General features: G+C 55.6%; 24 protein-coding genes. 11 read left to right on the forward strand and 13 right to left on the reverse strand.

Annotation, left to right across the window (positions count from 1 at the left end; genetic code table 11):
- From GOX61_RS14070 to GOX61_RS14095, 6 genes are all read right to left on the reverse strand, one after another.
- Complete coding sequence (locus tag GOX61_RS14070; protein ID WP_170334665.1) at nucleotides 1–996, reverse strand: ABC transporter ATP-binding protein; 996 nt, start codon at nucleotides 994–996, stop codon at nucleotides 1–3.
- Nucleotide 997: 1 nt separating this feature from the next.
- Nucleotides 998–2,026 carry a Gfo/Idh/MocA family protein gene (locus GOX61_RS14075; protein WP_170334667.1) on the reverse strand — a complete coding sequence of 343 codons (1,029 nt, stop codon included), beginning with the start codon at nucleotides 2,024–2,026 and terminating at the stop codon, nucleotides 998–1,000.
- A complete protein-coding gene (locus GOX61_RS14080) occupies nucleotides 2,023–2,862 on the reverse strand; it encodes a carbohydrate ABC transporter permease (protein WP_155149451.1) in 840 nt (279 codons plus the stop codon). Before GOX61_RS14080 ends, GOX61_RS14075 begins: the two co-directional genes overlap by 4 nt.
- 13 nt (nucleotides 2,863–2,875) lie before the next feature.
- Nucleotides 2,876–3,790, reverse strand: a complete 915-nt coding sequence (locus GOX61_RS14085; RefSeq protein WP_155149453.1) for a carbohydrate ABC transporter permease — start codon at nucleotides 3,788–3,790, stop codon at nucleotides 2,876–2,878.
- A 65-nt stretch (nucleotides 3,791–3,855) separates the two neighbouring features.
- Nucleotides 3,856–5,106 carry an ABC transporter substrate-binding protein gene (locus GOX61_RS14090; protein ID WP_155149455.1) on the reverse strand — a complete coding sequence of 417 codons (1,251 nt, stop codon included), beginning with the start codon at nucleotides 5,104–5,106 and terminating at the stop codon, nucleotides 3,856–3,858.
- A gap of 30 nt (nucleotides 5,107–5,136) precedes the next feature.
- On the reverse strand, nucleotides 5,137–6,030 hold the full coding sequence (locus GOX61_RS14095; protein WP_254436867.1) for an N-acetylmuramic acid 6-phosphate etherase: 894 nt from the start codon (nucleotides 6,028–6,030) through the stop codon (nucleotides 5,137–5,139).
- Nucleotides 6,031–6,187: 157 nt separating this feature from the next.
- On the opposite strand from GOX61_RS14095, the gene GOX61_RS14100 reads away from it, so the two are divergent.
- The 5 genes from GOX61_RS14100 to GOX61_RS14120 all read left to right on the forward strand — a co-directional run bounded on the left by GOX61_RS14100 (nucleotide 6,188) and on the right by GOX61_RS14120 (nucleotide 11,498).
- A complete protein-coding gene (locus GOX61_RS14100) occupies nucleotides 6,188–7,075 on the forward strand; it encodes a BadF/BadG/BcrA/BcrD ATPase family protein (protein WP_170334669.1) in 888 nt (295 codons plus the stop codon).
- Nucleotides 7,075–7,839, forward strand: a complete 765-nt coding sequence (locus tag GOX61_RS14105; RefSeq protein WP_170334671.1) for a GntR family transcriptional regulator — start codon at nucleotides 7,075–7,077, stop codon at nucleotides 7,837–7,839. Before GOX61_RS14100 ends, GOX61_RS14105 begins: the two co-directional genes overlap by 1 nt.
- 8 nt (nucleotides 7,840–7,847) lie before the next feature.
- Nucleotides 7,848–8,879 carry an SIS domain-containing protein gene (locus tag GOX61_RS14110; protein WP_170334673.1) on the forward strand — a complete coding sequence of 344 codons (1,032 nt, stop codon included), beginning with the start codon at nucleotides 7,848–7,850 and terminating at the stop codon, nucleotides 8,877–8,879.
- Entirely contained in the window at nucleotides 8,876–10,033 is a 1,158-nt protein-coding gene (gene nagA / locus GOX61_RS14115; protein ID WP_170334676.1) for an N-acetylglucosamine-6-phosphate deacetylase, read from the forward strand. The genes GOX61_RS14110 and nagA overlap by 4 nt, the downstream gene beginning before the upstream one ends.
- 139 nt (nucleotides 10,034–10,172) lie before the next feature.
- Entirely contained in the window at nucleotides 10,173–11,498 is a 1,326-nt protein-coding gene (locus GOX61_RS14120) for an NAD(P)/FAD-dependent oxidoreductase (RefSeq protein WP_367646967.1), read from the forward strand.
- A gap of 62 nt (nucleotides 11,499–11,560) precedes the next feature.
- Here GOX61_RS14120 and GOX61_RS14125 read toward each other — a convergent pair whose 3' ends face one another.
- From GOX61_RS14125 to GOX61_RS14155, 7 genes are all read right to left on the reverse strand, one after another.
- Nucleotides 11,561–11,854: a hypothetical protein gene (locus GOX61_RS14125; RefSeq protein WP_170334680.1), complete on the reverse strand. Its 294-nt coding sequence runs from the start codon at nucleotides 11,852–11,854 to the stop codon at nucleotides 11,561–11,563.
- Nucleotides 11,844–12,104 carry a ribbon-helix-helix domain-containing protein gene (locus tag GOX61_RS14130; RefSeq protein WP_170334682.1) on the reverse strand — a complete coding sequence of 87 codons (261 nt, stop codon included), beginning with the start codon at nucleotides 12,102–12,104 and terminating at the stop codon, nucleotides 11,844–11,846. The genes GOX61_RS14125 and GOX61_RS14130 overlap by 11 nt, the downstream gene beginning before the upstream one ends.
- Before the next feature lie 74 nt (nucleotides 12,105–12,178).
- Entirely contained in the window at nucleotides 12,179–13,207 is a 1,029-nt protein-coding gene (locus GOX61_RS14135) for an endonuclease/exonuclease/phosphatase family protein (protein WP_217353863.1), read from the reverse strand.
- Complete coding sequence (locus GOX61_RS14140) at nucleotides 13,204–14,250, reverse strand: ABC transporter ATP-binding protein (protein ID WP_170334684.1); 1,047 nt, start codon at nucleotides 14,248–14,250, stop codon at nucleotides 13,204–13,206. The genes GOX61_RS14135 and GOX61_RS14140 overlap by 4 nt, the downstream gene beginning before the upstream one ends.
- An 11-nt stretch (nucleotides 14,251–14,261) precedes the next feature.
- A complete protein-coding gene (locus GOX61_RS14145; protein ID WP_170334686.1) occupies nucleotides 14,262–15,155 on the reverse strand; it encodes an ABC transporter permease subunit in 894 nt (297 codons plus the stop codon).
- 11 nt (nucleotides 15,156–15,166) lie between these two features.
- Entirely contained in the window at nucleotides 15,167–16,048 is an 882-nt protein-coding gene (locus GOX61_RS14150; RefSeq protein ID WP_170334688.1) for an ABC transporter permease subunit, read from the reverse strand.
- Nucleotides 16,049–16,119: 71 nt separating this feature from the next.
- Nucleotides 16,120–17,415 (reverse strand): extracellular solute-binding protein, encoded by a 1,296-nt coding sequence (locus GOX61_RS14155; protein ID WP_170334690.1) that lies wholly within the window; start codon nucleotides 17,413–17,415, stop codon nucleotides 16,120–16,122.
- A gap of 247 nt (nucleotides 17,416–17,662) precedes the next feature.
- On the opposite strand from GOX61_RS14155, the gene GOX61_RS14160 reads away from it, so the two are divergent.
- From GOX61_RS14160 to GOX61_RS14185, 6 genes are all read left to right on the forward strand, one after another.
- Nucleotides 17,663–18,667, forward strand: a complete 1,005-nt coding sequence (locus GOX61_RS14160; RefSeq protein ID WP_170334692.1) for a LacI family DNA-binding transcriptional regulator — start codon at nucleotides 17,663–17,665, stop codon at nucleotides 18,665–18,667.
- A gap of 572 nt (nucleotides 18,668–19,239) precedes the next feature.
- Nucleotides 19,240–19,800, forward strand: a complete 561-nt coding sequence (gene rfbC / locus GOX61_RS14165) for a dTDP-4-dehydrorhamnose 3,5-epimerase (protein ID WP_170334694.1) — start codon at nucleotides 19,240–19,242, stop codon at nucleotides 19,798–19,800.
- Nucleotides 19,801–19,802: 2 nt separating this feature from the next.
- Entirely contained in the window at nucleotides 19,803–20,840 is a 1,038-nt protein-coding gene (gene rfbB, locus GOX61_RS14170; protein WP_170334697.1) for a dTDP-glucose 4,6-dehydratase, read from the forward strand.
- Nucleotides 20,840–21,709, forward strand: coding sequence for a dTDP-4-dehydrorhamnose reductase (gene rfbD, locus GOX61_RS14175; RefSeq protein ID WP_170334699.1), 870 nt, complete (start codon nucleotides 20,840–20,842; stop codon nucleotides 21,707–21,709). Before rfbB ends, rfbD begins: the two co-directional genes overlap by 1 nt.
- A 40-nt stretch (nucleotides 21,710–21,749) precedes the next feature.
- Complete coding sequence (rfbA, locus tag GOX61_RS14180; protein WP_170334701.1) at nucleotides 21,750–22,628, forward strand: glucose-1-phosphate thymidylyltransferase RfbA; 879 nt, start codon at nucleotides 21,750–21,752, stop codon at nucleotides 22,626–22,628.
- Between the two features lie 410 nt (nucleotides 22,629–23,038).
- Entirely contained in the window at nucleotides 23,039–23,614 is a 576-nt protein-coding gene (locus tag GOX61_RS14185) for a TetR/AcrR family transcriptional regulator (RefSeq protein WP_170334703.1), read from the forward strand.
- Nucleotides 23,615–23,624 lie beyond the last annotated feature (10 nt).

Raw genomic sequence — 23,624 nt, forward strand, 5'->3', positions numbered from 1 at the left:
CTAGAGCCTCAGCCCGTCAGTGCCGAAGGTCAGCGTATTGCCTGCTTCAAAATTGATGCCAACTTCACTGCCCGGGGACACATCGTGCTGGCCAAACGCGCGCACGGTGAAGGGTTTATCCGTACCGATATTCACCAGAACGTTGGTGTCTGCGCCCAGGTTTTCGACATGCACAACAGTTCCTGACAGCGGCCCGGTTGCGCCGAGTTGAGCGTATTCAGGGCGTATCCCAACTACGGTATTGGTGCTGCCGCCAATCATGTCGCCCGGTACGAAATTCATGGCCGGAGAGCCGATGAACTCGGCCACAAAACGATTGGCGGGGTTGTTGTACAGCTCCATCGGGCTGCCGATCTGTTCGACTCTGCCATCCCGGAGAACCACGATCTTGTCCGCAAGCGTCATCGCCTCGGTCTGATCGTGGGTCACGTAGATCATGCTGGCACTGATCTGTCGGTGCAGATTGGCAATTTCGACCCGTGTGTTCAGGCGGAGCGCCGCATCCAGATTTGAGAGGGGTTCGTCGAAAAGGAACAGTTTCGGATTCCGCACGATCGCGCGACCGATTGCAACCCGCTGGCGCTGACCACCGGACAGTTCGGCTGGGCGGCGTTCCAGATACGGTTTCAGAGACAGCATCCTGCTGGCCTCGGTGATGCGACGGTCAATCTCACTCTTCGGATGTCTGGCCTGTTTGAGACCCAGCGCCATGTTGCCCCGGACCGTCAGGTGGGGGTAGAGCGCATATGACTGGAACACCATGGCAATGCCGCGCTTGGCAGGCGGTGTGTCATTGACCCGTTCCCCGTCGATTTCGACAGTGCCCGATGTCGCATCCTCCAATCCCGCGATTACGCGCAGGAGCGTAGATTTACCGCAGCCCGAAGGACCGACGAATACGACGAATTCGTTTTCCTCAACGGTCAGGTCGATGTTTTTCAGGACCTCCACCTGGCCGAAAGACTTGCACACATTGCTCAGAGTCAGTGCGGTCACGTTACGTCTCCTTCAGGTCGACCGGCTGGCCGGTTCTTATGCTTTGATCGGCTGCAAGGCAGATGCGCAGGGATTGCACCGCGTCGCTCATGTGGCGGGTCAGGTCGATATCATCGGCAATGGCTTTCAGCATGTAAGCCTGTTCCGCATCGCAGAGTTCCTGATGGCCGGGTTCGCCTTCCATTTCGATCAGGGTATCTCCGCCAGGTTTGTGCACCAGAATGCCACCCACTTTGGTATGGCCGTCCACGTCGTCTGAATCGCCCTTGTTGCCTTCGGTGATCGATACAGCACCGTTGGGTGAAACGATGTCTTTCACGAAAAACGCGGTTTCCGACATCATTGGCCCCCAGCCGGCCTCGTACCAACCAACGGAGCCATCCTCAAAGACCACCTGGAACTGGCCATAATTGTACATGTCGGGTGCGATCTCATCCGACAGCCGCAGACCCATTCCGTTGACGCGAACGGGCATGGCGTCGGTGATTTGACACATCACATCGACATAGTGGACACCGCAATCAACGATGGGAGAGGTGGTCTGCATCAGAGCCTTGTGCGTCTCCCAGGTCGGGCCGGTCGATTGTTGGTTCAGATTGAGGCGGAAAACATAGGGACCACCCAGATCACGGGCTTCGGAGATCAGCCGCATCCAGGACGGATGGTGACGCAGGATGTAGCCGATGACCAGTTTGCGATTGGTCTCAACCGCCTTGTCCACGACGCGACGGGCATCTTCAACTGTAGTTGCCAGCGGCTTTTCCACGAATACATGCGCCCCGGCCTCCATGGCTGCGCAGGCGAAATCGGCATGGCTGTCGGAGTAGGTGGCTATCACGGCCAGGTCCGGCTTGGTTTCGGCCAGTGCCGTATGGAAGTCTGTATAGACCGGGTATGACTGCAGGTCAGCGTGATCGACCGTACCGGATCGGTTCACCAGCCCAACGATTATAGCGTCAGCGTGATGGTGATGCGCCAGCGCATGGCTCAGCCCCATGTTGCCCAGACCTGCGATGAGAACCCGGATCATTTGACCGCCCCCGAAGTAATGCCGCGGATCAGTTGTCGCGAGAAGATGACATACAGAACCATCACCGGCAGGATTGCCATGCTGAGCGCGGACAGAACCGCGTTCCAGTCGGTGACGAACTGTCCGATGAAGACCTGGCTGCCCAGCGTCAGCGTTTTGGTTTCCTCAGCAGGGGCCAGGATCAGTGGGAACCACAGATCGTTCCAGATCGGGATCATGTTGAACACGGCCACGGTCGCCATCGCAGGACGCACCAGTGGCAGAACCAGCCGGAAGAAGATCGTATACTCGCTGAGCCCGTCAATGCGGCCGGCGTTTTTGAGATCATCGCTGACCTGGCGCATGAATTCGGAAAGGATGAAGACGGCCAGCGGCAGACCTTGTGCGGTATAGACGAGGATCAGCGCCATCAGCGTGTTTACCAGCCCCGTCGCCACCATCATGTCGAGGATCGCAACTGTACCGATGCGGATCGGGATCATAATTCCCAACGCCAGGTAGAGCCCCATCAGAGTGTTGCCTTTGAACCGGTATTCGCTGAGCGCGAATGCCGCCATCGCTCCGAACAGAAGGATGAAGAACAACGACGCTACGGTCACAATCATCGAGTTCTGGAAATACAGGAAGAAATCACCCTGTTTCATCACCGTCTGATAACCGATCATCGAGAATGTTTCGGCATCCGGCAGGGCCAGCGGTTCACGAAAGATCGCCTTTCGGGATTTGAAGCTGTTGATCACGATCACAAAGACCGGGAATAGCGCGATCAGCGTGTACAGGATCAGCGCGCCATGCATGGCAGCGATGTTGAAGGGGTTTCTGCGGGCTTTGTTCATGATCCCATCCCCCTCAGAACTGATACCGGCGGATACGGGTCTGTATCAGGAACAGGTAGATGCAGACTCCGGTCAGGATGATCGCGAACATGCCCGTTGCAATTGCCGATCCCATATGCGGATCACCCAGTTGCAGCTGGAAGCCGAAGAAGGTGCGGTACATGAAAGTGCCCAGAATATCGGTTGAGAAATCTGGCCCCGCAAGCGCGCCCTGTGCAGCATAGATCAGGTCGAATGCGTTGAAGTTACCGACAAAGGTCAGGATCGAGATGATGCCGATCGATGGCAGGATCAGCGGGAGTTTGATTTTCCAGAAGGCGGCCATTCCGGTGATGCCCTCGACCTCGGCGGCCTCAAGAATTTCTTCGGGGATCGACAGTAGCGCGGCATAGATCAGCATCATTGGTATCCCGATGAATTGCCAGACCGAGACCAGCGCGAGTGTTGTCAGAGCGTACTCCTCTTTCCCCAGCCAAGGGGCGTAGAGGGACTTGAGGCCAACCGCAGCCAGCATATCCGGCGCGATGCCCCAGATCGGGGACAGGATCAGCTTCCATGCAAATCCGACGATTACAAAGGACAGGATTGTCGGGATGAAGATGGCTGAACGGTAGAAAGCGGCAAAACGCAATCGTGGATGGCTGAGCATCGCGGCCAATGCAATTCCGATTGGATTTTGCACCAGCATATGGATGAAGAAGAACCAGAAGTTGTTACCCAATGCGTTCCAGAAGGATTCAGACCACAGTGGGTCGCCAAACAGGGTACGGAAATTGTCGAGGCCAACAAACACGCGGGTCTGGTCAACTTCGGTGTAAAGCGCCAACCGCAGCGTATTGAACAGTGGAAAGACCATGACGGCCGAGTAAACCAGCACAGCAGGTGCCAGAAAAACCACGATGTGCCATTTGATCCGGCTATTGCCCATGTCATGCCTCGAGAGTTCAGGTTGGCTCCGGCCTGACAGCCGGAGCCATTGGTGTCGTGAGTGGTTTACTGATGCGGGGCGTACCAGGTGGCCAGGCCATCCTGCAGTCGCTTACCGGCGTCTTCGGGAGATTCCTCGCCCTTGATCACCTGAGCAGAGGCGTTCCAGGTTTCGTTTTCAAGGTTTGGTGTTCCGCGCGACAGGATCTGATAGGTCGAGCGGATGGTCGACCCACAATCTCCGCGCCAGCTGACGAACTCCTGCGCCAGCGGATCTTCCATGGGGACATCAAAGCTGGACAGCGAGAAGAAACCGGGCAGGGCGTTCGCATAGATCGTTGCGAACTCTTCCGAGCCGACCCAATCAAGGAAGGTCCGGGCCGCTTCGGCATTCGGAGACGCGGCATTCAGGCCAATCGCGATATCAGTGTGATCGGAGATATAGCAATCATCACCTGCTGCCGGTACGGGCGGTTTGAACGCACCCATTTCGAAATCGGCCAGATTGTTAAAGCCGCTGATTTCCCAGCTGCCTGCCGGATAGATGGCGGCGCGCCCAAGCGTGAACAGGTTCTGGCTGTCGGGATAGGTCTGTGCTTCGTACCCGTCACCCAGATAATCACCCCATTTTGCCAGTTGGCGATAAGGGGCAACCCACTGCTCGTCCGTCAGTTTTTGCGATCCATCGATCAGGCCCAGACGACCTTCTTCGCCTTTCCAGTAGTTGGGGCCGATATTGTTGTAGCCCATGGTGGCGGCTTCCCACTGGTCATTCGTACCCATGGCCATTGGAATGTAGTTTCCGTCTTCCTTGATCTTTTCGAGGACAGCAAAGAACTCTTCTTCGGTTTCCGGCACGGACAGGCCAAGCTCTTCGAAGGCATCTTTGTTGTAGATGAAGCCATGAATTACTGAGGCCATCGGAACGCAGAACGAGGCCGAGCCGTCATCGGTCTGCCAGGCGGATTTTGCTACATCCGAGAAATTGGCCATTCCGCTCAGATCAGACAGATCCGCCAGATGTCCGGCCTCGTACAGACCCAGCGAAGTATCAAACGGGCGGCAGGTAATCAGGTCACCGGCGGAACCGGCATCCAGTTTGGCATTCAGCGCGGCGTTGTATTCCGCTGGCGCGGAAGGTGTGAATTTGATCTTGATGTCAGGGTTTTGTGCCTCAAAGGCCGGAATGATCTTTTCCTGCCAAAGGGCAAGATCGTCATTGCGCCAGCTTTCGATTGTCAGAACCGTTTCTGCCTGCGCGGCACCAGCCAGAGCTGAGGACGCAAGCAGAATTGCGCTTAGTGATGTTCTTTTCATTGTCTTCTCTCCCTAATGTTTTGTTCTGGTTTAAATTTGTGCAAGCGCCGGGCGCAGATGTCCGCCTGCGCTATCAAGCAATCGCTTTGCCTGTGTCAGATCAGTTGCCCCTGCGGCCAGCAGAACGGCCTGTTTCAGGTTGCCCGAGGCCTGATCCAGCGCCTCGCTTGCAGCGCGATCCGAGGCTCCGGTAATGTTCTGAACAATGCCTTCAGCGCGCTGACGCAGTTTGCGATTGTCTGCGATGACATTGACCATCATGCCGTCATGGACATGCCCCAGTCGAATACCCATCAGGGTAGACATCATGTTCAACGCCACCTTCTGCGCCGTAGCAGCACCCATCCGGGTTGACCCTGCAATCATTTCTGGCGGTGTATCCAAAAAGATGGCGCAGTCGGCATGTTCGAACAGCAGGGCATCTTTGTTGTTGGCAATGCAGATGATCCGGGCGCCCGCCGCACGGGCATGCTGAACGAAGCCCACGGGATAGGGGGTGGAGCCACTTGCTGAAATGGCGATGACCGAGTCCCCGGGTTTGATCTTGGCTGTTGCGGCCCTGGCTGTTTCTGCATCGTCTTCGGTATGACCGGGCATTTCAGCGCCGGTCGGCACTCCACCAGCCATGCAGATGGCGATCGATTCAGGGGACAGCCCATATGTGCCCGGCAGCTCGGCGCCATCCGCCAGCCCCATCAGGCCCGAAGAACCCGCAGCGACATAATAGATGCGACCGTTGTTTCTGATTGTTTCCGCAAGGATCGCTGCACCCGAGGATAGATCTTCAATGCAGTTGTCCAGACCGTTTAGGGCAGCCTTCTGCGCGTCGAGCAGGCGTACGAGAATATCGGGGTCCGGACGCAGGTCCAGCCCTTCAGCTTCGTCTCGCAGCATTTCGGTTTGCGGCAGCATTTGCGGCGACATGTGATTCCCCTTTGGTGGAGTAATTAATACCTATATAATACCTTTTGTCCACCTCTTGCTTGAAAATAACGTAATTACCAAGAAAAATCACCAAAATAGCAAGATAAATGTGGCAAAGGTCTTTTTTTCATACAATAGGTATTGTAAAGGTATCTATATGGATGAGTCCTTCCCATATCTCATTGCAATTGATGGCGGCGGCACGCGCTGCCGTTTTGCCATGACTTCGCCTGCGGGGCGGATTGAGGTAATGCTTGGTAGCGCCAATGTTTTCTCGGATCGTGAAGCAGCCGTGCAGACGTTGGTGGATGGTCTGGGTGCATTGATCGAGCGGGCTGGGCTTCCGCATTCCGCGCTGCCGGACATTCCGGTTTATGCCGGGCTGGCCGGCGTCACTGATGCGACAGTGGCTTCAGAAGTTGCTGACCGGCTGCCATCGCGGATTGTTGAGGTTGAAGATGACCGCAGATCAGCTGTCGTGGGTGCGCTGGGGACAATGAATGGGTCATTGCTTGGCGTTGGGACCGGTTCATTTTTGGCGCGTCAATGTAATGGTGAGATCAGATTCATCGGTGGCTATGGGCCGTTGATCGGAGACGAGGCATCGGGAAACTGGTTGGGCCTGCAACTTGTTCGGCGCGTCTTGCTGGCAATGGACGCAATTGCGCCGCACAGCCCGCTGACCCGAGGCATCAGCAAAAGGTTCAGTGATGATCCGGCGGAAATCGTCAAGTTCTCAGGGGTTGCGCGCCCCGCTGAATTTGCCGAGTTCGCACCCATGATCATTTCAGCGGCGAAGGATGCAGATCAGGTCGCGGTGGAGATCATGCAAAGCGGTGCGGATTATCTGGTGGCTGGGTTGCACGCACTGGGGTGCGCCAAAGACGAACCCATCTGCGCAGTAGGTGGCGTGGCGCCACATTATGCAGATTATCTGCCGTCAGAAATGCGCGAGGCCTTAGCAAAACCCAAAGGGACCGCAGTCGATGGAGCCCTGTTACTGGCGGGTCGGTTGGCCGAGCGAGCGAAAGTGGAGGCAGAGTGATGGCAGATACCATCGAGAACTTCCTCAAATCCGACGACTGGATGCAAGACGCCACCGGTCCAAGATATGTGCGCCTGCGCAAGCGGATCGAAGAAAGCATCGAAACGGGTCTGCTGGGCGAGAGTGCACCTTTGCCTGCAGAACGGGAAATTGCCAATCTGACCGGCCTGTCGCGCGTTACGGTTCGCCGTGCGATGCAGGATCTGGTGGACAGAGGCATTATCATTCAGCGTCAGGGATCGGGGAGCTTTGTTGCCGACGGCACACCGAAGGTTGAGCAATCCCTTTCCCGGCTGACGTCGTTTACCGAAGACATGACCCGGCGCGGGCTGGATTCCTCCAGCGAATGGCTGGAGCGGGGTGTGCACACTCCTTCTCCTGAAGAGGTGATGGCGCTTGCTCTGTCTTCGGGCGAAGCGGTTGCGCGGATCTCCCGCCTGCGCCGCGCCAACGACCGACCGATGGCGATCGAACGCGCCTCATTACCGATCGATATTTTGCCAAAACCTCAACTGGTTGAATCTTCGCTCTATGAAGTTCTGGAGCGCGATGGAAATCGTCCGGTTCGCGCATTGCAGAGGATTTCAGCCATCAATCTCGAAGACGACGACGCCGCCCTTTTGGGTGTTGAACCGGGAGCGGCTGGATTGCGCATTGTACGCACCTCATACCTGTCGAACCGCCGGGTCGTTGAGTTTACCCGATCCATATATCGCGGCGATGCCTATGACTTTGTGGCGGAACTGCGCTTGGCCAATAGCTAGGAAACAGCATGCAGCAACAGATCACCCGAATGCGTCGGGAAATCGATGAGATACCTCAGGCCGTTGAGCGGCTGTTGGTTCAGGGTCAGAGCGATATCGCGGCCGTCGCCAATGTTGCGCGAGAGCTTGATCCAACCTTCATTGTGACGGTTGCGCGAGGTTCTTCTGATCACGTGTGTACCTACCTTAAATACGCTTCCGAAATTGTGCTGGGGGTTCCGGTCGCGTCAGTCGGGCCATCCATTGCATCGATCTATGATTCCGTTCTGAAGTTGCAGCACGGCTTGTGCCTGTCAGTCTCACAATCCGGAAAAAGCCCGGATATCCTGGCCATGGCACGTAATGCCGGACGCGATGGGGCGTTAACTGTCGCGCTGACAAATGATGCAACCTCTCCATTGGCAGAGGCCAGTGCGCACCCGATTGATATTCACGCAGGACCTGAGTTGAGCGTTGCTGCAACCAAGACCTTTGTGACATCTGCTGTTGCCGGCCTATGGTTGCTGGCAGAGTGGAGCAGGGACGACAAGCTGCTCGCGGCCATTCGGGCACTGCCAAAGCAGTTGGAAGCGGCAGCCAGGATTGACTGGCCCGAAGTCAGAGAGGCAATCGGAGCGCATCCATCGTTGTTTACTCTGGGACGCGGGCAGGCTCTGGCCGTGTCACATGAGGCGGCTTTGAAGTTCAAGGAAACCTGTCAGTTGCATGCAGAAAGCTATTCTTCTGCCGAGGTGCTGCACGGACCGGTTTCCATCGTTCAGGAGGGGTTTCCGGTTCTGAGCTTTGCGGCAGCAGATGCCGCTGAAAATGCTCTGGCCGAAGTGGCGGATGCGATCAGCGCCAAAGGTGCGCGGGTGTTTGCGACAACTGACAAGGTGAAACGGGCGCTCAGAGTGGATCATGTGCGGACGGATCATGCACTTGCCGACCCGCTGAGCCTTATCGTGTCATTCTATTCCATGGTAGAGGCGTTTGCAGCATCCCGGGGTATTGATCCAGATACCCCGCGCCATTTGAACAAGGTGACTGAAACCGTATGAGCCAGCAGCCGAGTGCCGTAGTCGGTGCAGACATACTGACGCCTGAAGGTATCGTGCGGGATCATGCTTTGCTGCATGACGCTGGCCGCATCGAGTCCATTGTGCCGAAAGCTGATCTTAGGGCTGGTGTCGAAGTTATCGAGCTCGACGGAGGTGTGCTGATCCCGGGTTTCGTTGACCTTCAGGTCAACGGCGGCGGTGGATTGATGTTCAACAATGCGCCGGATGTTGAGACGCTGCGCCGTATGGCTGAGGCGCATGCGCGGATCGGTGCCACTTCGATCCTGCCGACACTAATCACCGATACGCCCGAGATTACGGAACAGGCAATTGCGGCTGCCATCGAAGCTATAGAAAATGGGGTGCCAGGTGTCATTGGCCTCCACCTCGAAGGTCCGCATCTGTCCAGATCGCGAAAAGGGGCACATGAAGCCAATCTGATCCGGCCAATGGAGCAAACGGATCTAGAACGGCTGCTTGCAGCTGCACAGAAGCTGCCGGTTCTGAAGGTGACTATTGCACCCGAGAGCGTCTCAGATGACCAGATCAGAACCTTGTCAGAGGCTGGGATCGTGGTGTCGTTGGGCCACACTGATGCGAGTTATGAGGATTGTCGTGCCGCAGCTGAGGCTGGCGCGCGTTGCGTGACGCATCTGTTCAACGCGCAAAGTCAGATGGGCAATCGTGAGCCGGGCACTGTTGGGGCGGCACTTGCTTTGGGTGAATTGTCCGCTGGTCTGATCGCTGACAAGATTCATGTTCATCCGGCCTCAATGCGCAATGCCATCCGCGCAAAGAATGGACCGGGTCGCGTGTTTCTGGTCAGTGACGCCATGGCGACGGCGGGTTCAGACATCGCCAGCTTCATGCTCAATAGCAGGGAAATATTGCGCAGCGAAAACCGGCTGACCCTCGCTGATGGTACGTTGGCCGGGGCGCATCTCGAGTTGTTGGATGCGGTGAAGAACGTTGCCCAACTAACCGATGCCTCATTTGAGACAGCTGTTGAAATGGCCAGTCGTATCCCTGCAGATTTGGTTCGGCAGGAGCATTTGGGTCGTCTCTCTCCGGGTGCTGAAGCGAACATTTTGCATATTGGTGCTGATCAGAATCTGCAGAGTGTGTGGCAGAATGGAAGTCAATTGCTGAGCTGATCTGACATTATCCAAGCGTTGGTCAGACATTCTGTAGCAGAATTTTCCACGTGGTTTCAGCTATGACGCTGCCGAGTATAAAGGTAGTGATCTTCGGGTTGTGTAAATCGGAAAAGGCGGACCTTTGACTCAGTACAGTGTGAAACGTTTGCCTCGGCAGATTGGTGCCTCAGGGTGGAATGCCATTCTGCCGTCACAGACGTTTTTCCCAAAGCTTGAGCATAACATCTCTGCCGATATCACGATTATAGGTGGTGGGTTTGCTGGCCTTACCGCTGCCCGGCGTCTGCACCAGCTTGATCCAACGCTGAGGGTTGTTGTTCTCGAGGCTGGTCGGTTTGCTGAAGGATCAGCCGGGCGGAACTCGGGGTTCATGATTGATCTGCCTCATGATCTGAGTTCGGATAACTACGCGGGATCAACGCTTGAGGACGACAAGCACACCATCGCATTGAACCGGCAGGCCATCGCTTTTGCGACGCAGGTTGCTGATGAATGCGCGTTGACGGATGAGATGTTTGATCCCTGTGGAAAGATCAATGCTGCAGCGACGCGGGCAGGGGACAGGCACAACCGCGAATTTGCAGCCTATCTTGACCGGCTGGGTGAGTCGCATACGCTTTATGACCATCGTGAGATGCAGGAGATCACAGGCAGCACGCACTATCGATCAGGACTGTTTGCGCCCGGTACCGTGATGATTCAGCCTGCCGCCTACATCAGGGCCTTGTCAGTGCAGTTGGCGCAGAAGGTTGAGTTGTTTGAAAACTCTCCGGTTACGGGTTTTCAAAGGGAAGGTCCGGGCTGGTTGGTTGAAACGCCAAATGCCCGTGTTTCAACAGGTCGGATTATTCTGACCAACAATGGTCATCTGGAAAGTTTCGGTTTCTATCAACGACGTTTGATGCACATCTGCCTTTATGCCTCGCTGACCCAATCGCTGACGTTTGAACAGATCAACAGGTTGGGTGGTCAGCCACGTTGGGCCGCCACGCCTGCAGATCCGATGGGAACATCAGTACGCCGTGTTTCCGGCAGCTATGGTGACCGAATTTTGATCCGTAGCTGTTCGAGTTTTCATCCGACGCAGGAAACGACCAATATGCGTTTGCGCAATGCCGGCTGGGTCCATGATCGCAAGTTCAGCGAGAGGTTTCCTCAGCTCGCGGATGTCAGGATGGAGCACCGCTGGGCCGGAATGCTGTGTCTGAGCCGAAATGGATCAGCGGCTTTCGGAGAGCTGGACTCAGGTGTGTTTTCCGCGTGCTGTCAGAACGGTTTGGGCATTGCCCGCGGCACGCTGCAAGGGATCGGGGTCGCGGAACTAATTTTGCAGGACGGATCACAGATCGCGGATCATTTCCTTGCTCAGCCGATGCCGCCCCGATTGCCGCCGGAGCCGTTCGGATCGCTTGCGGCAAACAGCTATCTGATCTGGAAGGAGTGGCGGTCGGGAAAGGAGTGATTGCTGCTCCAATTGGTCCAGAAATCTGACGACGGTTTGGAAACCGGATGTGATGGTTTCAGCTACCGAGACCAATCCTGCCCGGGAAAGTAGATGCGGATAATCCGCATTTCGCCTTGGGCAAATTCAGCAAGAATTGTCGCCTGACGCTTGTAGCCGAAAGTCCGAATTTGCGATTGCACCGGATGCGCGGTTCCAATGAGCGCACCCCCTTCGGCAATTTTTTCAAGCCAGTTAAAAAGTGCATCTACCCAGGCTGTGGCAAATGCCTGACCACGCTCACTCATCAGATAACGCGCGCGACGTTTGATATCGGTGTTGGCCCTTGCTGTGAAAACAAGTTTGTTAGGTGTCACTGATCAGAGCGCCCAGAATATCCCGTTTCGCTGCATCTGCGCTCAACAGTCTTTCACCATTCCTCTGACTTTCCAGATATTCGGCGATGTCATGATCGATCTGGCGGGCATCCGGGACCATCCCACGCGACAAGAATTCGCGCAAAGCGGTGCGCACAACCTCAGAAACAGACGCATAGTCGCCCGTGGCAATGCACGCATCAATTTCTGCAGCGTGGTGATCCGTAAGTGAGATACTGACGTTTTTCATATCTCATATAATAGTATTAAATCATATCGGCGCCAAGCCCTGCCTGTGATCTGATCTTTCAGATCTTTGTTCTGTCAGGATTTATTAGGCGCTTGGTGATCCGCAACCGTAACCTTGCTCCAGACGCAATCGTGGTCTGACAGAGGTTTTCCGTTCTGGTCGAGCGAAGACAGAGCGCCCTTATCCACACAAGTCAGATCACGGCCTGCGATCCAGTCGAGCTTCATGACCCGGTCCGGGTGCGGGGTGATCAGACTGGGCCGGGTTGTCGGCCCATCGGCGGTAAAACCCCAATTGTAACCGCGCTGTTCAGCCAGTTCGAACAATGTCTCATGCCGCCAGTCAAAATCGGGCGGCAGGTGATTGCCGGTGTTCAGATCGCCGCCAATCAGGATTGGCATATCTGGTGCAAACTGGTCGAGAGCATTCAACAGGGTCAAGAACTGTTCATGGCGGTGCGCAGCTGCAGCATTGCTTTCCAGATGGGTGGAAACGAAACACACGGGTCCATTGGCTGTCGGAATGACGGCTGCGATAGCCATGCGACCCCCGACCCGGGGTTGATCGGGGTCGGCAGCGCCTGCATCTGCAGCATACCAGTGTCCATGATCATCGAGGCGGATCAACGCTGTGCGCTCGAAAGGCGCAGAGGACAGGATTGCATTGCCGTGCCATCCAAGCACATTGAAATTGTCGGAACAGAATGCACGTTCTGTCGGTCCGCCCAAATCCAGTTCATGGAATTCGACGCCAAAGGCGTAGGCCATATCCAAAGCGGAAGCCATGGCTTCGGTCGTGTGCCGTTGACCTGTTCTTGCCATGCCGTGATCGACCTCGGAGAGCAAAACTACATCCGGGGCGATGTTGCTGAGGTGAGCGGCTGTTTCTTCCGGGAACAGGCAACGTTCGACATTCCAGGCCGCCACAGTGAAATTGCCGGGCAGTTGCTTGGATGATGCCTCGCCCCCCGTTTGCAAAGCACTCATGGCCGGCAGATCGGACAGCAGTGCACGATGTGCCTCAGCCGTTCGAGGTGATGTCAAAATCCGTTCGTGCTGTTCCGGTGTGATCGCCGGCAGCGCGCTTACCGTGGTTGTGATCAAAGAACTTTTCCCGATTCAACATCAAACAGACGCAGGGCGTCGGGTTTCAGACGGACCCGGGTCTCACCGATTTCAGCCGCATGGTCCTTGCCTATGAGGACGGTGAAGGACTGACCGCCCAGATCACCATGCAACAGCCGGTGGGCTCCGAGCTCCTCAAGGATGTCGACCCGGAAAGGAACCGCACCTTGCTCGTCAAGCACCACGTCCTCGGGGCGAATGCCCAGTGTAACCGGACCTGTGTTGGAGGCCGAGGCAGGCATCAGCCCTTCGTACCCGTTGATTTTTACCTGACCCTGTTCCACTTGCGCGTCGATCAGGTTCATGGGTGGCGCACCCATGAACGAGGCAACAAAGGTCGAGGCCGGGTTGTGATAGATCTCGGATGGCGTGCCGATTTGCTCGATCCGCCCAGCGTTCAGAACGATGATGCGGTCGGCCATAGTCATCGCTTCGACCTGATCATGGGTGACGTAGACGGCCGTGGTTCCAAGGCGGCGTTGCAGAGCCTTGATCTCGATCCGCATCTGGTTGCGCAGCTTGGCATCGAGGTTGGACAAGGGTTCATCGAACAGGAACAGGGACGGGTCGCGGACCACTGCCCGACCCATGGCGACGCGCTGACGCTGGCCGCCCGACAATTGCGCCGGTTTGCGGTCCAGATATTCGGTCAGGTTCAGCATCTTCGCCGCGTCCTGTACCTTAGCGTCGATCTCGCTTGTCGATGTGCCGCGGTTCTTCAGCCCGTATCCTATGTTCTTGCGGACCGTCATATGCGGATACAAAGCGTAGTTCTGGAACACCATTGCAATGTCCCGATCTGCGGGGTCCACATCATTGACCACCCGGTCGCCGATTTTCAGCGTCCCTTCGGTAATATCCTCCAAGCCCGCGATCATGCGCAGCAAGGTGGACTTGCCGCAGCCCGACGGGCCGACCAGAACGACGAACTCGCCATCCTGAATGGTGAAGCTGGTAGTCTCAACCGCCTGAAAGCCGTTGGGATAGACCTTGCGGATGCCCTCTAATGAAACCTGAGCCATGCGCGTATTCCTTATTTATCGGATTCTGTGAGGCCCTTGACGAACCAGTTTTGGAAGAAGACGACGATCGCCACCGGAGGGATCATCGCAACGATGGCCAACGCCAAAGCCTGCCCGTGTTCGGGGATTTGACTGTCGGTGTAGGACAGAACGATCTGCTTGATGCCGCGGACCAGCGTGAAGAAGCTTTCATCCGTGGTGATCAGCGTCGGCCACAGATACTGGTTCCAGCCAAAGACGAACATGATGATGAAGATTGCCGCGATCATGGTCCGGCTGAGGGGCACGAGGATGTCGATAAAGAACTTCCACGGACCCGCGCCGTCGATCCGGGCGGCCTCGGCCAGTTCTTCGGGGACGGACATGAAGAATTGCCGGAAAAAGAACGTACCGGTTGCCGACGCGATCAGAGGGACGATCAATCCGGTGTAAGTGTTCGTCAGGCCCAGCTTCTGGATTGCTTCGTAAGAGGGCAGGATGCGCACCTCAAGCGGCAGCAGCAGAGTGGTGAAGATCACCCAGAAGGCCAGTGTCGCAAAGCGGAGGCGGAAGTAGACGATGGCATAGGCGGCCATCATCGAAATCACGATTTTGCCTACTGCAAAGCCGATGCCCAGAATGAACGAGTTCATCAGCATAAGTGTGCCATCGACCGTCTGGGTAAAGCCGCCCTTTTCGAACATGGCGGCGTTGAAGTTCTTGCCCAGATCGTCACCCAATGTCAGTTGCAGGCCCTCGCGGTGAATGGTGACCGCATCGTGGCTGGCCGTGGTCAGGGCCAGAAGGGGCGGTAGCATCATCAACAAAGCGCCAAGGATCAGAATGGTGTGATCTCCGATCGCCTCCCATTTGATCCGGCGAGGGCGATGAACAGTGACAGGTGTTTCAAGGGTTGTGTCAGCCATTGTGAGCCCTCTCAAGTGTAGTGAATCCGGCGTTCAACCAGCCGGAACTGAAAGACAGTCAGGATCAGAACAAGCACCATCAGAACCACGGATTGTGCCGATGATCCGCCAAGGTCATTGCCTCGGAATCCGTCGAGATAGACCTTGTAGACCAGCGTCATCGGGTTGTTGCCCGGTTCACCCTTCATCAGCGCGTCAATGATGCCGAACGTGTCGAACAGCGCGTAAGTGATGTTGATGATCAGCAGGAAGAACGCAGTTGGCGCCAGCAGAGGGAAGGTCACCTCCCAGAAACGCCCGGTGGCCGATCGGTTGTCGATCATGGCAGCCTCGCGCACTGAACGCGGAATGGATTGCAGGCCAGACAGGAAAAAGATGAAGTTGACCGGGATTTGCTTCCAGACGGCGACGATGATCATTGCCGTTGCAGTGGCATTGTAGTCCACGCCCAGTTTGAAATCCCAGCCGAACATCTGAAAAAACTTGGTCATGGGGCCTGTGCTTTGGTCAAAGAACAAGATGCCCAGAAACCCTGCGACAGGTGGCGCAATCGCATAAACCCACATCAGCAGCGTGCGATAGGTCTTGGCGCCCCGGATTACCTTGTCGGCTTTTACCGCCAGCAACAGGGCGATGGCCAGCGAGAAGAACGTGACCAGTACCGAGTAGATGATCGTAAACCCAGCGACGCGTTTGTACTGATCGTTGCCCAAGAGGGAGGTGTAGTTTTCGGCGCCGACAAAGGTCGATCCGAACCCGAACGGGTCCTGGAGAAAGAAAGAGGATTGCAGTGCCCAGCCAGCGGGCCAGTAAAAGAAGATGGCGATGATCATCAACTGAGGCAGCAGCAGCGCCACAGGAAGCCAGATATTTTCGAAGCCCGCGCGTTTCATGAGTGGTCCATTGCGAAAAAGAGAGATGGCCACGCCGTGACAGCGTGACCATCCTGGGGGTGATCCAGAGTTTAGCTCTGGGTCTTGGAGAAGCGGGCCAACAGTACGTTGGCTTCGGCTTCGATGGTCTTGAACGCGGTTTCCACATCAGTTTCACCGGTCAGGATACGACCATATTCGCGGTTCATGATGTCCCTGATCTGGACATAGAAGCCCATGCGGTAACCCTTGGTGTTGTCACCGGCTTTGGCCTGCAGCTGGTTTACACCTACTTCGGCGGCTGGGAAGCGGTCGTAGTGGCCGTCTTTCTTGGCCGCTTCGTATGCGGCTTCGGTGATCGGAACGTAACCGGTTTCCTGATGCCAGAAATACTGAGTCTCAGGCGAGGTCAGGAAACGGAAGAATTCGGCGGCTGCTTTGTTTTCTTCATCCGACTTGCCCGACATGGCGAAAAGGGCAGCACCACCAATGAAGGTCTGGGTTGGCTCGGTTGTGACAGCTTCCCAATAAGGCAGCTCGGTCGCGCTGAACTCAAATGGCAGGTCTTTCTGCAGCAGTCCGCCAAAGGAACCGGACGAGCCCAGCCACATGGCAACTTTGCCTTCTTCGAACGGCTTGGCGTTGTCACCCCAGCCGGTGCCATACCATTCGAACAGACCGTTTTCTTTCCATTCGGTCACGGCAGTGAAGTGCGCTTTGATCGCGTCGTTGTTCACCAGGATCTGGGTGTCGTTGCCGTCATAGCCGTTGTTGTTCGTCGCAAACGGCAGGTCGTGGCGCGACATGAAGTTCTCGGTGAAGATCCACGGCAGGTGCGACTGGCTGAGTGCGATGTAGCCCGCATCTTTCAGGGCAGGTGCTGTGGTGGACTGGAACTCTTCCCATGTCTTTGGCGGTGTGACGCCTGCTTTTTCTAGCGCGTCAACATTATAGTACATGATGGGCGTCGACGAGTTGAACGGCATGCCGATCATCTTGCCGTCGCTGTCGGCATAGAAGTAGCGAACGCCGGCGATATAGTCGTTGATGTCGAACTCAACGCCGTTGCTGGCCAGCAGGTCCTGAACCGGAATGGTTGCACCCTTTGCGCCGATCACGGTGGCAGCACCGGCGTCAAATACCTGCATGATGTTGGGCTGCTCGCCCGCGCGGAAGGCGGCGATGCCAGCAGTCAACGTCTCTTCATAGCTGCCTTTGTATACGGGGGTGATCCTGTATTCGTCCTGCGAGGCGTTGAAATCCTCGGCGATCTTGTTGACGGTCTCTCCCAGCTGGCCGCCCATTGCATGCCACCAGGTGATTTCGGTTTCGGCGAAGGCGGTGCCTGCCATCAAGGCAAAGGCGGCGGCGGTGGTGCTGAACTTCATGTTAAGCATCTCGGTACTCCGGTTTTCGCGCCCAATACAGGGCGTCGGTGAGGATGCAGAACATCCCCAGAATGTAAGGGAAAAGACCCCGTTGCAGCAGTGTTTGCAGAAATGCGGCAGCCGCATCTCTGGTCGAATGCGCACCAGATGTGCACACGCGTTCACATAGCCGGTTAGCGTGACAGTCTTGTGAAGCTTTTGTTTGAGAATCTTGACAAATTCACCGTGCCTCGATGAGACGTTGAATATGAACGAAGACAGCCCAAAACACCGTCGCGTGACGGCACAAACAGTGGCCGACATGGTTGGCGTATCGCGATCCGCGGTTTCTCGTGCCTTTACGCCAGGCGCTTATGTCGATGCGCAGAAACGAAAGCGGATACATGCTGTCGCGGCAGAGCTTGGATATCAGCCCAATGCACTGGCTGCAGGGTTGCAGGGTGGTCGGTCGCGACTGGTTGCCATATTCGTAGGCAATATGCGCAGCGCTTATGACACTGCTTTCGTCAGCCGGCTCGTGGGAAAGCTCAACGGAATGAAGCGCTGGCCCATTCTCATTGATGGCAGCGACAATAACTCCAGATCTGCGATCGAAGATGTATTGCGGTATCCGCTGGACGCCCTGATTGTCAGAGGTGGCAGCATGTCTGCCGAGATGGTTGGGCAATGCACCAAGCTGGGTATTCCGATGATATCCTCAGGCCGCCCCATCGATGCGCCCGGTGTCGATAACGTTTGTTGCCGGAATGCCGAAGGCACGATGATGATGACGCGAATGTTGCTGGAAAATGGGCGTCGGCGATTTGGGTTTATCGCAGGTCCTCAGGACTTTTATTCTTCGGGTGAGCGGCGGAATGGAGTTGTGAGTGCTCTGGAAGAAGCTGGTCTGGAACTGGAGGCTGAGGTGCAGGGAGACTACACCGTTGAAGGTGGTTACCAATCGGCATCGGAAATTCTAAAGAGAGCGCCTAGAATTGACGCATTGATTTGCGCCAATGATGCGACGGCTTTTGGGGCGTTGTCCGCAACACAAGACAACGGTCTTGATATCCCCGGCGATATTTCAGTGGTCGGGTTTGACGATGTGTCGATGGCAAGCTGGCCGCAAATGTGCCTGACCACGGTTCGCAATCCCATTAACGCATCAGTCGATGAAACCATTGCCTTGCTTGAGCACCGCCTGACCAATCCGGGCAGAGCATCGCAGACTGTGTTTGTTGATCCGGAAATCGTACTTCGGAAGACCCACTAAGCACTGATCCGCAGCGCAGAATGTCAGCTTGGAACGAGGCGACAGTACAGCTAGGAGTTGATTGGTGACAGTCTGCAATCGGCAGACTTCAGCTTGTCTCAGATGGCAATGGGTGTCGCATCTCACTTCCATACGCCAGAGGTGCCATCTCTGCCGGTAGGTTCGCTGCACTGTGCCCATGTCTTTGCTGACAAAGGGCATTTTCTCGCTGATGCAGATGAGGGAACTTGCTTTTCTTCGACGTTATGCAGGTGTTGTTTCGCCGCAATCACTCGATGGGATCATTTGACAATCACGGTTGCGCATCTTCTAACATGTGTTGTAACAGCCGACCAACTTTGCGTCTTGGATGCCGGAGGTATAGCCACTGCCGAGGTCACCCACAGACTCGCGGCCAGAGTGGAGATTGACTAAAAGTGATATCAAAGTGATACAGCTGGGCGCGCATCATGGACGTTGTAACAGGCGTCAGTCATCCGGATAAAGAACGATAGTCGAAGCCTTCTTTCTTGCAGGTATAAGAGGGTTTTTACGAGCAAATTTAATGTATTGCACCCGAAGTGGAGGGTCCTGTGAAAGTTACACAAACCGAGTTGCCCGGAGTTCTGTTGTTAGAACCCGCCCGTTTTGGCGATGAGCGCGGCTTTTTCTCAGAAAGCTGGAACCGCAAGACGCTACTCGCTGAAGGAATCGACATCGATTTTGTGCAGGATAACCATTCACTTTCAGCGACAGTGAATACTGTGCGGGGGCTGCATTTTCAGTCACCTCCACATGCGCAGGCCAAACTGGTCCGCTGCGGTCGTGGCCGGTTGTTCGACGTTGCTGTCGATGTCCGTAAGGGGAGCCCGACCTATGGCAAGTGGATCGGGGTTGAACTCAGCAGTGAAAACGGCAGGCAGTTGCTGATACCCGAAGGTTTCCTGCACGGTTTTGTCACGCGCGAACCTGATACCGAAATCGTCTATAAATGCACAGATTATTATGCGCCGGAATGTGACGGGTCCGTTCGTTTTGACGATCCTGATATCGGGATCGACTGGGGTCTGACGGCTGATGCTGTTCTGTCTCAAAAGGACAAGGATGCGACTTTGCTGAAAGACTTTGACAGCCCATTTGAATACGAGGAATGAACATGAAGCTACTGATCACCGGCGGCGCAGGTTTCATCGGTTCAGCTGTTGTGCGTTTGGCCATCAGCAGGGGCCATGAGGTTATCAATCTTGATGCACTGACTTATGCCGGGCGCCTCGAGAATGTAGCGCCAGTAGCGGACAGCCCGCTTTATTATTTTGAACAGGCCGACATCAGAAACCGGGCTGATTTGGATCGGGTTTTTGCAAAGCACAACCCTGATGCTGTGATGCACCTCGCCGCTGAAAGTCATGTTGACCGTTCTATTGATGGTCCGGGCGATTTCATCGAAACCAATGTGACCGGCACCTATAACATGCTCGAGGCTGCGCGCAGCTATTGGGTGGGGCAGGGGCGCCGAGACGATTTCCGCTTCCATCATATCTCGACGGATGAGGTCTATGGCTCGCTTGGTGAAGATGGAATGTTCACCGAAGAAACCCCGTATGATCCGCGCAGCCCATATTCGGCATCAAAAGCATCATCCGATCATCTGGTTCGCGCCTGGCATGAGACTTACGGTCTGCCAGTGGTTCTGACCAACTGCTCCAACAACTACGGTCCTTACCATTTCCCCGAAAAGCTGGTGCCGAAAGTGATCCTCAATGCCATTTCCGGCAAAGAGATACCGGTTTACGGTCAGGGGTTGAACGTTCGTGACTGGCTTTATGTCGAAGACCACGCCGACGCGCTGTTGTGCGTTCTGGAAAAAGGCAAGCTTGGTCGTAGCTACAATATCGGTGGTGAAAACGAACGATCCAACATCGAGCTGATAGAAACGATCTGTCGGCTGCTGGATCAAAAGCGCCCGGGTTCTGAACCTTATGAGAAGCTGATCACCTTTGTGACCGATCGCCCGGGTCACGATGCCCGTTATGCGATTGATCCCGATCGTATTCGCACCGAGCTAGGCTGGCGCCCATCGGTTACTGTCGAGGAAGGTCTTGAGCGTACCATCGATTGGTATCTGGCAAACGAGGACTGGTGGCGCCCGCTCCTGGATCGCGAAGGCGTTGGCACAAGGTTGGGGCACGGCTGATGGCTGCTCCGCTCCTCGTATTCGGCAAAACCGGACAGGTTGCCCATGAACTGACTTCGTTGGCGCCCGACGCTGTATTCCTACCCAGATCTGCTGTCGATCTGTCAGACCCCGAGGCTTGTGAAGCGGCAATCCGCCAACACACGCCGCGCGCAGTGATAAACGCGGCTGCCTATACTGCCGTGGACAAGGCCGAAGAAGAAGACGCACTCGCTCATGTCATCAATGGCGAGGCACCTGTCGCCATGGCGCGTGCAGCCGCCGCGCTTGGTTGTCCGCTGGTACATATTTCTACCGATTATGTCTTTGACGGACAGGGTGAGACCCCGTGGTTTCCGACCGACCCAGTGGACCCGCAGAATGCGTATGGCCGGTCCAAATTGGCAGGGGAGAAAGGTATCGCCGCTTCGGGCGCTACATATGCCATTTTGCGTACGTCCTGGGTGTTCTCGGGACATGGCAACAATTTCCTCAAAACCATGTTGCGGCTTTCGGAGACGCGCGATGCGTTGTCGATTGTGGATGACCAGATCGGTGGACCAACGCCAGCTCGCGCCATTGCCCGGGCCTGCCTGGCGATTGCCGAGCAGCTATGTGAAGATTCCGGCAAGAGCGGGATCTACCATTTCTCCGGCGCACCCGATGTCAGCTGGAAGGATTTCGCCAGCGAGATTTTCAGCATTGCCGGTCGCACCGTTGATGTCACCGGGATTCCGACGGCGGATTATCCGACGCCTGCCACCCGCCCGATGAATTCGCGCATGGACTGCAGTACGACTGAGGCCGTGTTTGGCGTGCCACGCCCGGATTGGCGCGATGCAACACAGACCATTGTTGGACAACTGCGGCAGAAGGGTGAGATTTCATGAGCGCCTTCTCAAAAATCCGATTAGCCTCAAGGAGCGAAACGTGACAGATCGCAAAGGTATTATTCTGGCCGGTGGTTCCGGAACACGGCTGTATCCGATCACGATGGGCATCTCAAAGCAGCTTTTGCCGCTCTATGACAAGCCCATGATCTATTATCCGATTTCGGTGCTGATGCTGGCTGGCATTCGCGAGATTGCGTTAATCACCACGCCTCAGGATCAGGAACAGTTCAAGCGGACGCTGGGGGATGGCAGTCAGTGGGGCGTTTCTCTGACATATATCGTACAGCCATCGCCTGATGGTCTGGCGCAGGCGTATCTGCTGGCAGAGGATTTTCTGGATGGTGCGCCCTCGGCTCTGGTACTGGGCGACAACGTCTTTTTTGGTCACGGATTGCCGGATATTCTGGCAGAGGCTGACGGCCAGCAAGACGGTGGCACGGTGTTTGGCTATCACGTGACCGATCCCGAGCGGTATGGTGTCGTCAGCTTTGACGAGAACGGCTCGGCCGTGGAGATCATTGAAAAGCCGGAAGTGCCCCCATCGAACTATGCGGTGACAGGACTGTATTTCCTGGATGGCGATGCGCCAAAGCTTGCGCGCGAAGTGAAGCCGTCCGAGCGGGGCGAGCTTGAGATCACCACTTTGCTCGAGATGTATCTGGAGGCTGGTAAGTTGACCGTTAAGCGGATGGGGCGTGGTTATGCCTGGCTCGATACGGGCACTCATGCCAGTTTGCTGGATGCCAGCAATTTCGTTCGCACACTTGAGCAGCGACAGGGTTTGCAGACCGGCTGTCTCGAGGAAATCGCCTTCAGTCAGGGATGGATCAGCGCGGATGACATCGCAAAACGCGCTGAGATGTTCAAAAAGAATGCATATGGCCGGTATCTGGCCAATCTGAATGAGCCAAACTAGTCCGTTCCGTCAGGACGGATCTGGTTGCTAAGTACTCAAAAGGCCCGCATTTCTTGCGGGCCTTTTTGATAAACCGCAAGGACTGCAGATCTGGTTTGTCGTGATGGGTTCTGTCCTGGTTGCACCTTCTGAAGGCAGCTGCGGATCCAGTCACATCGTATCTTTATTTGTTGCTTCTGCTGACGTGGTCCGTTCTGACTGCAGAACTCAGGTTCTTGTAGTCATTGGAGTTGTTTGTTTTCTGAGAACTTGGTGACCTATTGAACTTTGGTGATGGCTGTGCGGCATGAACACGTGCCTGAATTCAGGTTCTTCTGAAACAATACTGATTATCGTCAACGTTGACAATTTACTGTGACCAACTATGTATAACTCTGACAAATGATGGAATTTCGATGCCGCGACCAAGTTTGAAAACACAACGTTCCGAGGAAATTCTGAACGCGTATATGACGTGTGTTGCACGTTTTGGGCTTGAAGGTGCCACGCAAGAAAGAATTGCGGAAGAGGCTGGAGTAAAGCGCCCTTTGCTGCGTCACTATCTGGGCAATCGAGATCAAATGATTGAGGCGCTTAATGAGCATGTGGTCGGGACATTCAATGCACTGACGGGAGAGCTGGATCAGGTATTGCAGTACATTGAAACCAGCGATCAGTTGGTCGAAGTCCTGTTCGCCAGCGATGGTGCTATCGATCCACGACTGATGACCGTTTGGCAATCTTTGACAGCATCCGTTGGGGATTACCCCTCCCTTGCTCAACCACTACTGGAGACCATGGTGCGGTTTTTGGCAGTGCTGGAAGAGACATTGAAACGAACATGCCCCGATGCAGATGCCGAGCGCGTTCGCGCTGTGGCGCAGGGTGTATCTTCGATTTTTGTATCATTTGACTCTCTGTCACCCCTGAAACCACCAGAGGCATGGCGTGACGAGCTGAAAAGCGCGGCCCTTTTGCTGACAAGCAGTCTAGAACCCCAAAGATAGAGCTTTGGCA

The sequence above is a fragment of the Ruegeria arenilitoris genome (assembly GCF_013030265.1).
GTDB lineage: Bacteria > Pseudomonadota > Alphaproteobacteria > Rhodobacterales > Rhodobacteraceae > Ruegeria > Ruegeria arenilitoris_E.